Genomic DNA, 13,751 nt, shown 5'->3' with positions numbered 1-13,751 from the left:
GCTCAGGCGCGGCTCAGGCGCTGCCCGCGGCGACTGAGTCGCGCACATGCACGGGCCGCCCATTGGCCCAGGTGGCGGCCACGGTGCGGTCGTCACCCAGCATCATCAGCGCGAACAGGCGCTCGGCCAGCGTCGTGGCACAGCTCAGGCGGCGTGACAGCAGCGGTGTGGCGTCCGGATCGAGGACCACGATATCGGCCTCGTAGCCCGGCTGCAGGCTACCGATCCTGTCCGCCAGGTGCAGTGCGCGGGCATTGCCCAGCGTCAGCCGGTAGAACCCCTGCCAGCCGGTCAGCGGCTGGCCCAGCAGTGCTCCCACCTGATACGCCCCCTGCAGGGTGCCGAAGCCCGACAGCGAGGTGCCGGCGCCGACGTCGCTGGCCAGCGAGGTGGCCAGCCCGGCATCGCGGCAGGCCAGGCGATCCATCAGCCCGCTGCCGAGGAACAGATTCGAGGTCGGGCAGAAGGCGATGTTGGCGCCGGGCTCGGCCAGGCGGCGGCGCTGGTCGTGATCCAGATGGATGCCGTGGGCGAAGGTGCTGCGCGGGCCGACCAGCCCATAGTGCTCGTAGACGTCGAGATAGTCGCGCCGTTCCGGGAAGAGTTCGGCGACCCAGGCGATCTCGCCGCGATTCTCCGACAGGTGGGTCTGCAGGTAGAGATCCGGCGCGCTGCGCAGTACCCCGCCCACGGCGTCGAGCTGCTCGCGGGTGGAGGTCGGGGCGAAACGCGGCGTCAGGGTGTAGGCGAGGCGATCGCGGCCGTGCCAGTTGGCGATCAGCCGCTCGCTGTCGCGCACCCCACCGAGGGTATCGTCGGTGAGCGCCGCAGGGGCGTGGCGATCCATCAGGACCTTGCCGGCGAGCATGCGCAACTGACGCCGCTGGGCGGCGCTGAAGAAGCTGTCGACCGAGTTCGGATGCGACGAGCAGAACACCTGGGCGGTGGTGGTGCCGGCCCGCAGCAGCTCGTCGAGGAAGCGCTCGGCGGCGTGCCGGGCGTGCTCGGCGTCGGCGAAGCGGCACTCGGCGGGGAAGGTGTAGTCGTTGAGCCAGTCGAGCAGCTGGTGGCCGTAGGAGGCCATGATATCGAGCTGCACGTAGTGGACGTGACTATCGATGAAGCCCGGCATCATCAGCTTGCCGCGATAGTCGACCACCTCGATCTCCGGCGGCAGCTGGGCGGCCAGCGTGGCGTAGTCGTCGACGGCGTGGATATGGCCGTCGACGATCCAGATCGCGCCATCCTCGAGATAACGGGTGGTGTCGGGCAGCGGCGTGTCGTCCTCGCCGGGATCGTCGAGGCAGGTGAACAGGGCGCCGCGGAGCAGTCTGTGCGAGTGGGTCATGGTGGCAAGGTCATCGTCAGCGAGCGGAGGGGAAGGCATCCCGCAGCGTGGCCGCGGGGATGCCGCGATGGTGATCGTCATCCGCTAGAGCGGGCGGTGTGGAGAGTGCCAGCAGTTCGGCGGCGACGCTGATAGCGATCTCCTGGGGGCGCTTGGCGGCAGTGGCGGCGAGCCCGATGGGGCAGCGTACCCGCTCGAGTGCCGACTCGCCGAGACCGGCCCGGCCCAGCGCCGCGCGAAAGCTCGACCACTTGCTGGCCGAGCCGATCAGCCCCAGCGAGGCGAGATCGTCACGCGGCGCCAGCGCGGCCAGCAGCCGCCGGTCGAGGGCATGGTCGTGGGTCATGATCAGCACGTGGCCGTGTCCGACCAGTGCCTTCAGCGTGGCCTCCGGCGCCTCGGCGTCGAAACCGTGGCAGTGCACCCGGGGGCCGCCGGCGCTACCGTCGAACGCCGCCGTACGGCTGTCGAACCAGTCGATCCGCCATGGCAGCGGCGCCAACAGGGCGACCAGCGCCTGGCCCACGTGGCCGGCGCCGAACAGACTCAGACGCTGCTCGGTGCCGGGGAAACTCTCGATCAGCACCTGCACGCAGCCGCCGCAGCACTGGCCCGAGCGGGCGCCGAGGACAAAGGTCTCCAGGCGGGTCTGCGGCGTGGCAGGCGCCGCCGCCAGGGTCTCCCGCGCCAGGGCGATCACCTGCTGCTCGAAATGGCCGCCGCCCAGGGTGTCGAACGCCTGGGCCGCTGTGATCACCAGTTTGGCCCCGGGCTCCCGCGGGGTCGAGCCGCTGGCCGCGACGATACTCGCCAGCACGTGGGGCTCGCCCGCCTGCTGCAGCTGGTGGAGCGCCGCGTGCCAGGGCTCCGGTGGCCATGTGGCTGCGGGGTTCTCCGGGGCTGGGCTCATGAGCGGCTCCGCTGGCGCAGGGCCTCTGCCGCCAGCAGCACGCGCTCGGGCGTTGCCGGCGTATCCAGATCCGGGCTCTCGCAGTAGTCGACCAGGCTGGCGAGGGCGTCGCGCAGCGCCGACCAGACCGAGATTGCCAGCATGAACGGCGGCTCGCCCACCGCCTTGGAGCGGTAGAGGCTGGCCTGGGAGTTGGGGTGCCCCTCCAGCAGCTCGACGTTGAAGACCGGCGGCAGGTCGCCGAAGGTGGGAATCTTGTAGGTGGCCGGGCCGTCACTGAGCAGTCGGCCCTCGGCGTTCCACTTCAGCTCCTCGCTGGTCAGCCAGCCCATCCCCTGGATGAAGCCACCCTCCACCTGGCCGCGGTCGATGGCCGGGTTGAGCGAGTCGCCCACGTCGTGGAGCACGTCGACGCGCTCCACCCGGTACTCGCCGCTCAGGGTGTCCACGCGCACCTCGCTCACCGCGGCGCCGTAGGCAAAGTAGTAGAACGGGCGCCCCTGGCCGCTGGCACGATCGTAGTGAATCAGCGGGGTGGCGTAGAAGCCGGTCGCCGAGAGCGAGACCCGGGCCAGATAGGCGGCCTGGATCAGCTCACCCCAGGCGACCCGATGGCGAGTATCGCCGTTGCCGGCGATCAGCGCCCCCTCCTGCAACTCGAGTCCCTCACGGTCCCACTGATAGTGCTCGGCGGCGAAGTCGAGCAGCCGCCGGCGCAACTGGATGGCAGCGTCGCGCGCCGCCATGCCGTTGAGATCGGCGCCGCTGGAAGCTGCGGTGGGCGAGGTGTTGGGTACCTTGTCGGTGCGCGTGGCGCTGATGCGCACCGCCCCCAGCTCGATCCCCAGCTCCCGCGCCACCACCTGGCAGATCTTGGTGTGCAGGCCCTGTCCCATCTCGGTACCGCCGTGATTGATCATCACGCTGCCATCGGTATAGACGTGGAGCAGGGCGCCGGCCTGGTTGAGATGCTTGGCGGTGAAGGAGATGCCGAACTTGACCGGCGTCAGCGCCAGGCCGCGCTTGATCACCGGACTGTGACGGTTGAACGCGGTGATTTCGTCGCGGCGCTGCCAGTAGTCGCTGCTGTGGGTCAGGCGTTCGACCACGTGATGCAGCAGCGGGTGCTGGTCGACGTGCTGGCCGTAGTGGGTGGTCTCGCGGCCAGGGCGATAGAGGTTGCGCTGGCGGATGGTCAGTGGGTCCTCGCCGCGATGCCGGGCGATATCGTCCATGGCGCGTTCGATGATCATCATCCCCTGGGGGCCGCCGAAGCCGCGAAAGGCGGTGTTGGAGGCCGTGTGGGTGCGCGCGCGGTGGCCGGTGACCCGTGCCGCGCCCAGGGAATAGGCGTTGTCGGCGTGGAACATGGCGCGGTCGACCACTGCCTCGGAGAGATCCGGCGAGTGGCCGCAGTCGCCGATCAGCTCGATGTCGCCGCCCACGATCACGCCGTCGTCATCGATTCCCAGGCGGTAGCGATTGTGGAACGGATGGCGTTTACCAGTGGCGCGGGTATCCTCTGCCCGTGGCAGGCGCAGACGCACCGCGCGGCCGTTGCGCCGGGCGAGCAGCGCCGCCATGCATGCCCAGGGCGCGGCCTGGGTCTCCTTGCCGCCGAAGCCGCCACCCATGCGCCGGTTCTCCACCGTCACCGCATGGAACGGGATATCGAGCACCTCGGCGACCAGCTTCTGGGTTTCGCTGGGGTGCTGGTTCGAGGTGTAGACGGTCACCCCTTCGTCTTCGCTGGGGATGACCAGGCATGCCTGCCCCTCGAGGTAGAAGTGCTCCTGGCCACCGACGAACTGCTGTGCTTCCAGTACATGGGGCGCTTGCGCCAGGGCCTGGGCCCAGTCACCACCGACCTGGCGGTGGGAGGGGCGCACGAACTCTCTGGCCGCGGCGGCGGCGACCGGATCGAAACGCGGCGCCCGCGGTTCGATCTCGATGACCGCGGCGCGCACGGCGCGACGTGCCGCGGCATAGCTGGTGGCGGCCACGGCGAACAGCGGCTGGCCGACGTAGCTCACGGCCGTCTCGGCGAACAGCGGATCCCCCGGGAAGACCGGGCCGATATCACGGTGGCCGGGAATGTCGCCGGCGCTGATGACGTCGACCACTCCGGGGCTGCGGGCCACGGCGTCGAGATCGAGCCGGAGCAAGCGGCCGTGGGCGACCTCGCTCAGGCCGACCATGGCGTGCAGGGCGCCCGCGGGTGCCGGTAGGTCATCGATATAGTGGGCGCGTCCGGTGACATGCTTGACCGCGCTCTCGTGGCGCGCGGCGTGGGGATGGCGCGCCTTTGGCGGGGTCGGGTCGATGGCCTCCCGCGCCAGCGGCTCGTCACCCTGCACCGGGGCCTCGGTGGCGGGCACCGGCGGGCGCGCCTCAACGCGGGTGTGATTGGCCTGCAGACGTTTAGTGAGCGTACGCATCGAGCGCCACCTCCTGGGTATCGTCGCGGCTCGGGTCGAGGGTCAGCGCCCAGCGCTCGAGCAGGTTGGCGGCGGCGGTCAGCCGATACTCGGCGGAACCGCGGACGTCGTCCAGCGGCGTCAGCGCCGCGCGCAGGGCGTGCTTGGCGTCGGCGAAGGTCTCCGAAGTGGCTGGCTTGCCCTCGAGTGCGGCCTCTACCGTGGGCACCCGCAGCGGGGTCGCCGCCATGCCGCCGAAGGCCACGCGCACGTCGTGCAGCCGCTCCCCCGTCTGACGCCAGTGGAAGGCGCCGAGCAGGGTCGAGATATCATCCTCACGGCGCTTGGAGAGTTTCCATACCCGTAGCTGTGCGTCGGGTTCGGGGCGCGGTAGCCAGATGGCGACGATGCACTCGCCCGCGCGCAGGGCGGTCTTGCGGTAGTCGAGAAAGAATGCCGAGAGCGGCAGTTCGCGTTCGCCCTCGGGGCCGGCCAGCCTGAGGCGTGCTTCGAGCGCCAGCAGCACCGGCGGGGTGTCGCCGATGGGCGAGGCGTTGGCGATATTGCCGCCGACCGTGGCGCGGTGGCGAATCTGGGCCGAGCCGAGACGTTCGAGCAGGTGGGCGAAGGCGGGGTAGTGGGCCTGCAGCAGTGGCTCCCACTCCCGGTAGGTGACCGCCGCACCGATCCACCATCCCGTTTCCTCTGCCTCGATGCGGCGCAGTTCGGCGACCTGGCGCAGATCGATCACCACGGGCCACTGTTCGAGCCGCTGGGTGGCGCCAAGCCACAGGTCGGTGGCACCCGCCACCAGCGGGGCCTGGGGGTGCTCACGGCGCAGTTGCTTAAGCTCGGTGAGGTGCTGTGGCGTATGGTAGTGGGTGGCGCAACTGGCGCGACCGAGGGCGCGCCAGGTGCTCTCCAGGCTGGCATCCTCGGCCCAGGCGGGGCGGCTGTCGGGCTGTATCGACATGGCATGGGCGGCGTCACGAATCGGGCGGTAGCCGGTGCAGCGGCACAGGTTGCCGCCCAGTGCGGCTTCCAGCGTCTGCGACGCGAGCGGGGTGGCGGGCACCTGGCGGCGCGACTCGTGCAGGGCGAACAGCGACATCACGATGCCGGGGGTACAGAAGCCGCACTGACTGGCGTGGCACTCGACCATGGCGGCCTGGGCCGGATGCAGCGCCTCACCCTGCGCCAGCCCCTCTACCGTGACCAGATGGCAGCCCTGGAGCTGATGCGCCGGCGTGATGCAGGCGTTGGCGGTGCGCCAGGGCGCGGGCTGGGCCGACTCGGCTTCGGCGATCGCCACGGTGCAGGCGCCGCAGTCGCCCGAGGCACAGCCCTCCTTGGTGCCGCAATGACCCAGCGTCTCGCGCAGCAGCTCCAGCACGCTGGTCCCGGGCGCGGCCTCGACGCACTGGCGTCGGCCATTGAGGAAGAATTCGATCATCGCTCACCCATGGTGGTGGTGTTGTCGTTATCTGGGGCATCATGCGGCGGCGCGACGGATGCCGACGCCGCATGACGAGAGCCGGTAAAAGCTGACCGATCGGTCAAGTCGTTACAGGTTCTCCGATCGCGTGCCCGGAGGCAAGAGGGTTCGGGTAAGATTGCGCGTGGACCATCGACGATTCAAGGAGAGCGCGTGAACGACTCGAGTGCAGCGGGACCGACGGTTCGTGAGCGTAACGAACGGCGGATCTTCGACGCCGCGGAGCTGGTCTTCGCGCGCCACGGCTACCGTGGCGCCAGTATCCAGGCGATCGCCGCCGCCGCCGAGCTGCCCAAGTCCAACGTGCTCTACTACGTGGGCAGCAAGCGACGGCTCTACGTGGCACTGCTGGAACGCACCATGACGCGCTGGAACACCGCGCTCAGCGACATCAGCGAAGAGGACGACCCGGCCACGGTGATCGAGGCGTTCATCCGCAGCAAGATGGCGCTTAGCCAGACGCATCCGCTCAGCTCGCGGCTGTTCGCCAACGAGATACTGCAGGGGGCGCCGTTTCTGCAGGAGACTCTCGCCGGCAGCATGCGCGAGTGGGTCGAGTCGCGGGCGGCGATCTTCCGGCGCTGGGCCGAGCAGGGGCGCATGGATCCGGTGGACCCGGTGTGGCTGATCTTCCTGATCTGGTCGGCGACCCAGCACTACGCCGATTTCGAGGCACAGGTGATCGGCATCACCGGACAGGCCCAGCTGGGGGATGCCGACTTCGCCGCGGCCAGCGACTGTCTGTGCCAGGTGATTCTGAAAGGGTGCGGGCTGACGCAGGCGTGAAGCGTGATCGCCATGGCACGATCTCCCTGCACCGTCAGGCAGTCGCAGGCGTGTGGCTGGCCAGAGAGGTCAGGGATCAGAGCGTAAGGCGTGTCTGCAAGCGCATGGATAGCGCAGCGCATTCGGATAGAAGGGGCTGTCGATAGAAGGGCGGTCTATAGCGGTACGGGCAATGGAAAGGCGTTCGGTAACGGGGGGGCGATAGAAGAAGATCGGGTAGCCGTGGCGTAGCGACACGTACGATCAAGGCGGGGAGCAGACGATGAGGGTAAAACGGCGACAATAGCACGTCGAGAACACCACGACGGAAGCGAGTCCCTTCGCACTCGACCTCCTGTCGAGTCTCGACCTTGAGCACCGGCAAGCTCCATTTGCTCTCGATCTATCCCTGGGCTCTCCCTGGCGCGATCCTTGCCATCACGCTCGATCCTTGAGCGGGGTCCCTGAGCCAGGCTTCCTGCCATGGCCATTCTAGCCGAGCGACGACGCCGACAGCTAATGACTTTTTCGTTTAAAATCCAATAATTACAAAAAGAAACAGTGCTCGGTGAGCGGGCCTGTACCCGCCAAGAGAAGCCGTTGTTTCGGTTGAAGAAAAACCCTGATGCAGCCATTCGAGACGGAAAGGAATTGTCTTCGCGCTGCCGTCCTCACGTGATTGGCGGATCGACTCAGCCTGGCGCCTCGAAAGCGACGCTGCGGATCAGGGCGATCACCTCCCGCCCCGGTGTCAGGCCCATCTCGTCGCATGCCTGTCGAGTCAGGCGGGCGCGCAGCGACTGCTCGCCGACCGCCAGGCGCAGTTCCTGGGCGCTGGGGTCGTGCGTCGAGGGGGCGGTATCGACGATGCGCGCCACGAGACCGTTGCGATAGCTGGTATCTGCCGGCATGGCCAGAGCGATCGCGACATCTCGTACCCCGACACGCAGACGTACCCCGCTGCCGAGCGGTTGATCGATACGCGGCACACGTAGCCTCTGGCCATCGGCCAGGGTGATCTGGGTGAGTGCGTAGTGGGCATCCTGGGCGCTCACTCTGCCGTACAGCCGTGATGCTGCGTCGAAGCCTCCCAGGCGACCGCCGAGATCGAGTCGCAGCAGTAGCGCATCGAGCGGGCCGTGGGCCACCAGGCGCCCGCTGTCGATGAGCGCCAGGTGGTCGGCGATGGCGGTGATCTCCTGGGTGTCGTGGCTGACGTAGAGCACGGGAATGTCGATCTCCCGGGTCAGCCGCACCAGGTAGCGCAGCAGCTCCTGCTTGCGCTCGCCATCGAGACCGGTCAGCGGTTCGTCCAGCAGCAGCAGGCGGGGCTGGGCGAGCAGCGCACGGCCGACGGCGACGCGCCGGGCTTCGCCGCCGGAGAGCGTGCCCGGCAGGCGCTCGAGCAGCGGCTCGATACCCAGCAGTGCGATCAGGTCGTCGAAGCGCCCACGGGCGGCCCGCGGCATGCCATAGGTGAGGTTGCCGCGCACACGGTAGTGGGGAAACAGGCGCGGCTCCTGGAACACGACCCCGAGTCGGCGCCGATGCACGGGTACCGCAATACCGCGCTGGCAGTGGGTCAGCCACTGCTGGCCCAGGCGCACATGCCCTGCATCCGGGCGGTCGAGACCGGCGATCAGGCGCAGCAGGCTAGTCTTGCCGCTGCCGGACTCGCCGAACAGCGCAGTGACGCCGCTTGCTGCCACCTCCAGGGCCACCTCCAGGGTGAAGTCGCCGAGCCGCTTGCGCAGATCGAGTGAAAGGGCGCTGGTGGTCGTCAGTGTGCTCATCGGTCGCGCTCCTGCAGGCGCCGCCGGGCGCGGCGGGCGAGCCACTCGGAAGCGATCAGCGAGAGCATCGCGATGGCGATGGAGAGCGAGCACATCCGTGCGGCGGCGGCCTCCTTGCCGGGTGTCTGGATCAGCGTGTAGAGCGCCAGCGGCAGGGTTCGGGTCTCGCCGGGAATGTTCGACGCGAAGGTGATGGTGGCGCCGAACTCCGACAACGCGCGGGCGAAGGCCAGCACGCTGCCGGTGAGCAGGCCGGGCAGGGCCAGCGGCAGGGTGATGGTGAAGAGGACTCGCCAGCGCCCGGCGCCGAGGGTTGCCGCGGCCGCCTCGAGCTTGGGATCGACCGCTTCCAGCGACAGCCGCACCGCGCGTACCAGCAGCGGAAAGGCCATGACCCCGCCGGCCACGGCGGCGCCCTGCCAGGTGAACGGCAGGGTGACGCCGAGCGTCGTCTGCAGCCAGTGCCCTATCCAGCCCTGGCGCCCCAGCGCCAGCAGCAGCAGATAGCCCACCACCACCGGCGGCAGCACCAGCGGCAGGTGGATGACACCATCCAGCAGTGCCTTGCCGCGAAACTCGTGGCGCGCCAGCAGCCAGGCCAGTGCGACTCCGGGGATCAGGGTCCAGCCCACCGCGCTGCCGGCGATCTTGAGGCTCAGCGCCAGCGCCTGCCATTCGGCGTCCGAGAGCACCCGGCTCAGTCGCCGGTGAGCGGCGTGAAGCCGTAGCGGGTGAAGATCCGGCGCGCCGCGTCACCGGCCAGCCACTGGCGCAGCGCCTCGGTGGCGGCGCTGGGCGCTGGGGTGACCACCGCCATGGGGTAGGTGATCGGTGTATGGCTGGCGTCGGGGAAGATGCCGACCTGGCGCACGTCGTCGCTGGCTTCGGCATCCGTCTGATAGACGATCCCCAGTGGCGTTTCACCACGCTCGACCAGGGCCATGGCCGCGCGCACGTTGTCGCCACTGGCCAGACGCGACTGCAGCGCCTGCCACTCGCCGAGGGATTCGAGCGCCTGCTTGGCGTAGATCCCCGCCGGTACGTGGTCGGTATTGCCCACCGAGAGCCGCTCGCCGGCGCCCAGTCGCGCGGCGATAGATGTGCCATCGCCGGGGGTGAAGGGCGCGATATCGCTGCCGCGCGGAGCGATCAGCACCAGCCGGTTGGCGAGCAGGTCGATACGCTGATCGACCGTGGTGCCCTGATCGGCGAGCCAGTCCATCCACTGCTCGTTGGCCGAGAGGTAGAGATCCGCCGGGGCGCCGTTGGCGATCTGGCGCGCCAGGGTGGAGGAGGAGGCGTAGACCGGTACCACCTCGACATCGTGCTGTGATTCGTAGCTGGCGATGGCACTGTTCATGGCATCGGTGAGCGAGGCCGCGGCGAACACCTGAATGCGCTCGGCAGCGCTGGCGCTGAGCGGCAGCAGCGTGAACAGCAGGGCGCCGAGGGTGGCGACGGTGCGCAGCGGTGGCATGGCATTCTCGCTATGTCTGTTTGGAAATAACGGGAAAGACTATAGACCAGGTGGGGAAGAGCGTCGACTCTCTCGCCAGCGGCACGGCCAGCGGCGGCGTATCGATGCGTCGATCAGCGGTCAGGGGGCGTCGGCGTGTTCAGTGGTCGCAGCATCGCGCGCAGGGCCTCGCTTTCCGGGGCTGCGTCGAGACGCTGTAGCAGTGCGCGGTAGTGGACGATGAGCTCGCGGGCCAAGGGGGTCAGCGTGGCGCCGCCGCGCTGGCTGCCGCCGGAGCAGGTGTCGACCAGCGGGGTGTCGAAGTGACGGCCCATGGTCTCCAGCAACTGCCACGCCTTCTTGTAGCTCAGATGCATCTCGCGGCAGGCGGCGGCGATCGAGCCGTGGTGCTCGATCGCCTCGAGCAGCGCGATCTTGCCCGGGCCGAGCACGATATCGCGCTCGGCGACCAGGCGCAGCTGGAGCTGGGGGCGGGGGTGGTGGGTGCGGGTCATCGACAGCGGGCCGTGGCAGTGGAGCGAGGCCCTACCATAGCATTCGGCCCCCGGCACACCAGACCTGAAGGCTGCGAGCGCACCATTGGGCGGTGCGCTCGCGATCGCTATCAGGCGGTGCGCGCGACGCTCGCGGGGCTCGACAGACGCCAGCGCAGCCAGTCGATCGCCACGAACAGCAGAAGGCTTGCGCCCATCACCGGCAGGGCCAGGCCCAGGGCCAGTGCCACCAGCAACACGCCCAGGCGTGGCCCCCAGCCCAGCTGCACGAACAGCGCGCTCAGGGTCTGCGGTGCGGCGCGCGTGCCGCTGGTCGGACGCCGCTGCCACCACATCCGATAGCCCCAGCAGATCAGGGTTGCCAGGCTGCCGGCCACCGCTACCAGTACCAGCTGATTGGGCAGCCCGAAGAGCACGCCCATGTGCAGGTCGATGCCCCAGCGGGTGAGCTTGGCCGCCAGCGGAAAGGTAGTGAAGTCGGTGCGATCGAGTACCGCAAAACTGTGCGGATCCAGCGCCACCTGGTCGACCTCGGTGGGCCACTCGCGGCCGATCTCGCGCACCTTCCAGGCGCGGTCCGGTGCCGAGGGCGGCTGCAGCTCGATCTTGCCCGCCAGCAGGCCGGCGTGGCGGGCCGCCGCCAGTGCGCGATCGAAGTCGGCGTCGGTGACCTGTGCGCCCATGTCCATGCCTCCCGCGCCGTGATGATGCTCGGCGTGGGGATCGGCGGCCGCTGCCTCGTGTCCCTTGAGCGAGGTGGAAACACTCGGCGTGCCCCAGCCCCAGGCATGACGCAGTTCGGCGATATTGCCGCCGGCCCATTTCGACCAGGTCAGGCCGGTGGCGGAGAAGAACACCAGCCCCAGCGCGGCCACGATGCCCAAGCTGGCGTGACGTTGGCGCCGACGCTGCGGGCTGGCCGCCGGGGCGCGCCGGGCACCGCGGCGCTGCCACCACAGCACCACGCCGCCCAGCGCCAGCAGCCACAGCCAGGAGGCAGCGAGCTCGCTGTAGAGGCGCCCGGGCTCGCCCAGCAGCAGGCTGCGGTGGAGCTGGTCGATGGTGGTGCGTAGCGGCAGCACGCCGCTGGTGCCGTAGACCGGCAGATCGCCGCGTACCGCCAGCGTCACCGGGTCGATGAACAGCGCGCGGTGCTGAAATTCGCCCACCCCGGGATCAGTGAACATCACGCGCGTGGTTTGGCCAGCCGCCGGTGCCGGGCGCACGGCGGCGGGGGCTGTGCTGATCCCCGCGGCGGCCTGGGCGGCGGCGATCTGGCGGGCCAGCGGCTGTGCCTTGCCCTCGCTCTGGGTGGTCAGGGCGTCATGGTAGACCCACTGCTCGAGCTGTGAGGTCAGCGCGTAGGCGATCCCCGAGAGCGCTGCGATCAGCAGGAAGGGTCCCACGAAGAGACCGACGTAGAAGTGCAGTCGCGTGATCATCGCGAGCAGCAGTTGGCGAGTGCGGCGGCGCTCGGCCGCCGCCATGGGGGTCGACATGGCGATCTCCGAATTGGCGACGTCGGCAGCGCCGCATGGGCGTGCCGACAGGGCCCGACGCGTTGAGGCGGCGGGCGCTGGGAAGTCAGCTCAAGACGAAGGCGCCAGGTGGTGCGCGGGGCGAAAAGCGTGCGTGCGGGTCGGGCGGCGTTTCCAGCGGCGTGGGCGCTGCCACGCTGGGGGCCGCGGGTTGCACGATGGGCGGCGGTATCACCGCGGGCGTGGCGATCCCCGGGGCGTGCAGGAACAGCTCGCAATAGCCGCAGGCCGCCAGGTGCCAGTGATCGCTGGCACTGAAGCGTGGTGTGCCGCGCTCACTCTTGGCGCCGGCCTGGGTCTGGGCGGCATCGACCACGCCCGGGGCGCCGGGCATCGAATCGGCGTGATGGCTTGGCGCTTGCAGCGCGGCACTCGGCATGCCGCCGTGCGCGGGCATCTCCATCAGACGCTGGGACTGGCTCACCAAAGGACCGACGAACGACATCAGCATGGCGAACAGCGCCAGCCAGGTCAGAGGTCGGTAGCAGTGGTGCCACAGGCGGGTCATGGCCGGAGTCCGTCGCATCGTCGGTCGACCCGCGACTCTAGCGGTTACGGGCGGTGGCGCCAATCGTCGGTGCCGGGGGTGTGTAACTATGTCGCAGGCGATGGCTCGTCAGGACGCCGCCACCTGACACTCGAGGCGGTAGCCATGCTGATAGATACTCTGCAGGCGAACGCCATGGCGGCCATCCAGCTCGAGTTTGCGTCGCAGGCGGCTGACGTGGGTGTCCAGAGTGCGTGTGGAGAGACTGCCATTCTGCCCCCATACGACCTCGAGTAGATGCGCCCTCGACAGCAGTTCTCCACTATGGGCGAAAAAGAGGCTGATCAAACGGTATTCCCGTTCGGTCAATGTCACCGGACTATCGGATAGCAGCACCTGGCGCTGATCCGCATCCAGGGCGTAGGGTCCCAGGCGGCAACGCTCGCGCTCCTGATGCTGATCCAGGCGACGGGCCAGGGCATTGACCCGGGCCACCAGCTCCAGCGGCCGCAGCGGCTTGCCCAGAAAGTCGTCGGCACCCAGCTCCAGCGCCTTGACCACCGATGCCTCCGCCTGGTTGGCCGTGATGAACAGGATCGGCCCCCGCCAGCCATCGTGGGTGCGCAGGTGGCTCAGGATATCCATGCCGCTGGCGTCGGGGAGATACCAGTCGAGGATGATGAGGTCGAAGCGCTGTGTCTTCAGCGCACGCTGGAACTCGCTGGCGCGCGCATAGGTGTGCACATGATGACCGGCGCCTTCCAGGCAGATGGTGATGAATGCCTGCTGATCGGGATCGTCTTCCAGCACGCCGATATGTATCGATGAGGTCATGCGACAACCTGTCGTTGAATGATCATTACCGTTCTCGATCCAGTCTGCCTCAGCGACATACAAGTTCCCAGCCGGAATTGGAGATCGCTCCGTCACGACGGTTTAAATTTTTATCGGCAATATGCCGATAAAAGTGTCGTGTAGCCAAGATTCTTGCGACAAGCGTGTCGGCACGCAGCCTGAGAGGACCATA

The 13,751-nt window shown here is 68.7% G+C and carries 12 protein-coding genes; 1 reads left to right on the top strand and 11 read right to left on the bottom strand.

Annotated elements, in window-relative coordinates; translation table 11 throughout:
- Nucleotides 1–13 precede the first annotated feature (13 nt).
- The 4 genes from guaD to xdhA are packed head-to-tail and all read right to left on the bottom strand — an operon-like array spanning nt 14 to nt 6,128.
- The gene (gene guaD / locus DOM66_RS18325; protein ID WP_110691134.1) at nt 14–1,348 is read right to left on the bottom strand and encodes a guanine deaminase; all 1,335 of its coding nucleotides are present in this window, start codon (nt 1,346–1,348) and stop codon (nt 14–16) included.
- A gap of 16 nt (nt 1,349–1,364) precedes the next feature.
- Entirely contained in the window at nt 1,365–2,258 is an 894-nt protein-coding gene (xdhC, locus tag DOM66_RS18320; RefSeq protein ID WP_110691133.1) for a xanthine dehydrogenase accessory protein XdhC, read from the bottom strand.
- Complete coding sequence (gene xdhB, locus DOM66_RS18315; protein WP_110691132.1) at nt 2,255–4,696, bottom strand: xanthine dehydrogenase molybdopterin binding subunit; 2,442 nt, start codon at nt 4,694–4,696, stop codon at nt 2,255–2,257. The genes xdhC and xdhB overlap by 4 nt, the downstream gene beginning before the upstream one ends.
- Nucleotides 4,680–6,128, bottom strand: coding sequence for a xanthine dehydrogenase small subunit (gene xdhA / locus DOM66_RS18310; protein ID WP_110691131.1), 1,449 nt, complete (start codon nt 6,126–6,128; stop codon nt 4,680–4,682). Before xdhA ends, xdhB begins: the two co-directional genes overlap by 17 nt.
- Before the next feature lie 195 nt (nt 6,129–6,323).
- Between xdhA and DOM66_RS18305 the strand changes: the two genes are divergently transcribed.
- Nucleotides 6,324–6,956, top strand: coding sequence for a TetR family transcriptional regulator C-terminal domain-containing protein (locus tag DOM66_RS18305; protein WP_110691130.1), 633 nt, complete (start codon nt 6,324–6,326; stop codon nt 6,954–6,956).
- A 671-nt stretch (nt 6,957–7,627) separates the two neighbouring features.
- Here DOM66_RS18305 and modC read toward each other — a convergent pair.
- From modC to DOM66_RS18270, 7 genes are all read right to left on the bottom strand, one after another.
- Nucleotides 7,628–8,728: a molybdenum ABC transporter ATP-binding protein gene (modC, locus tag DOM66_RS18300; protein ID WP_110691129.1), complete on the bottom strand. Its 1,101-nt coding sequence runs from the start codon at nt 8,726–8,728 to the stop codon at nt 7,628–7,630.
- A complete protein-coding gene (gene modB / locus DOM66_RS18295; protein ID WP_110691128.1) occupies nt 8,725–9,420 on the bottom strand; it encodes a molybdate ABC transporter permease subunit in 696 nt (231 codons plus the stop codon). The genes modC and modB overlap by 4 nt, the downstream gene beginning before the upstream one ends.
- Before the next feature lie 5 nt (nt 9,421–9,425).
- Nucleotides 9,426–10,205: a molybdate ABC transporter substrate-binding protein gene (modA, locus tag DOM66_RS18290; protein WP_110676403.1), complete on the bottom strand. Its 780-nt coding sequence runs from the start codon at nt 10,203–10,205 to the stop codon at nt 9,426–9,428.
- A 113-nt stretch (nt 10,206–10,318) separates the two neighbouring features.
- On the bottom strand, nt 10,319–10,699 hold the full coding sequence (locus tag DOM66_RS18285; protein ID WP_110676401.1) for a winged helix-turn-helix domain-containing protein: 381 nt from the start codon (nt 10,697–10,699) through the stop codon (nt 10,319–10,321).
- A 110-nt stretch (nt 10,700–10,809) separates the two neighbouring features.
- Nucleotides 10,810–12,198, bottom strand: coding sequence for a PepSY-associated TM helix domain-containing protein (locus DOM66_RS18280; RefSeq protein WP_245392486.1), 1,389 nt, complete (start codon nt 12,196–12,198; stop codon nt 10,810–10,812).
- An 85-nt stretch (nt 12,199–12,283) separates the two neighbouring features.
- A complete protein-coding gene (locus tag DOM66_RS18275) occupies nt 12,284–12,745 on the bottom strand; it encodes a DUF2946 domain-containing protein (RefSeq protein WP_157958859.1) in 462 nt (153 codons plus the stop codon).
- A gap of 108 nt (nt 12,746–12,853) precedes the next feature.
- Complete coding sequence (locus DOM66_RS18270) at nt 12,854–13,558, bottom strand: response regulator transcription factor (protein ID WP_232825246.1); 705 nt, start codon at nt 13,556–13,558, stop codon at nt 12,854–12,856.
- Between the last annotated feature and the right edge of the window lie 193 nt (nt 13,559–13,751).

Origin of the sequence: Salinicola endophyticus (genome assembly GCF_003206575.1) — a bacterium.
Classification (GTDB): Bacteria; Pseudomonadota; Gammaproteobacteria; order Pseudomonadales; family Halomonadaceae; genus Salinicola; species Salinicola endophyticus.
Note: the sequence above shows the minus strand (reverse complement) of the source record. Positions and strands in the feature narration are given on the sequence as shown.

Bases quoted from the DNA above. Each gene is read 5' to 3' on its own strand.
- modA (WP_110676403.1), bottom strand. From the start codon at position 10,205: ATGCCACCGCTGCGCACCGTCGCCACCCTCGGCGCCCTGCTGTTCACG.
- DOM66_RS18275 (WP_157958859.1), bottom strand. From the start codon at position 12,745: ATGACCCGCCTGTGGCACCACTGCTACCGACCTCTGACCTGGCTGGCG.
- DOM66_RS18280 (WP_245392486.1), bottom strand. From the start codon at position 12,198: ATGTCGACCCCCATGGCGGCGGCCGAGCGCCGCCGCACTCGCCAACTG.
- DOM66_RS18285 (WP_110676401.1), bottom strand. From the start codon at position 10,699: ATGACCCGCACCCACCACCCCCGCCCCCAGCTCCAGCTGCGCCTGGTC.
- xdhA (WP_110691131.1), bottom strand. From the start codon at position 6,128: ATGATCGAATTCTTCCTCAATGGCCGACGCCAGTGCGTCGAGGCCGCG.
- DOM66_RS18270 (WP_232825246.1), bottom strand. From the start codon at position 13,558: ATGACCTCATCGATACATATCGGCGTGCTGGAAGACGATCCCGATCAG.
- xdhC (WP_110691133.1), bottom strand. From the start codon at position 2,258: ATGAGCCCAGCCCCGGAGAACCCCGCAGCCACATGGCCACCGGAGCCC.
- xdhB (WP_110691132.1), bottom strand. From the start codon at position 4,696: ATGCGTACGCTCACTAAACGTCTGCAGGCCAATCACACCCGCGTTGAG.
- modC (WP_110691129.1), bottom strand. From the start codon at position 8,728: ATGAGCACACTGACGACCACCAGCGCCCTTTCACTCGATCTGCGCAAG.
- guaD (WP_110691134.1), bottom strand. From the start codon at position 1,348: ATGACCCACTCGCACAGACTGCTCCGCGGCGCCCTGTTCACCTGCCTC.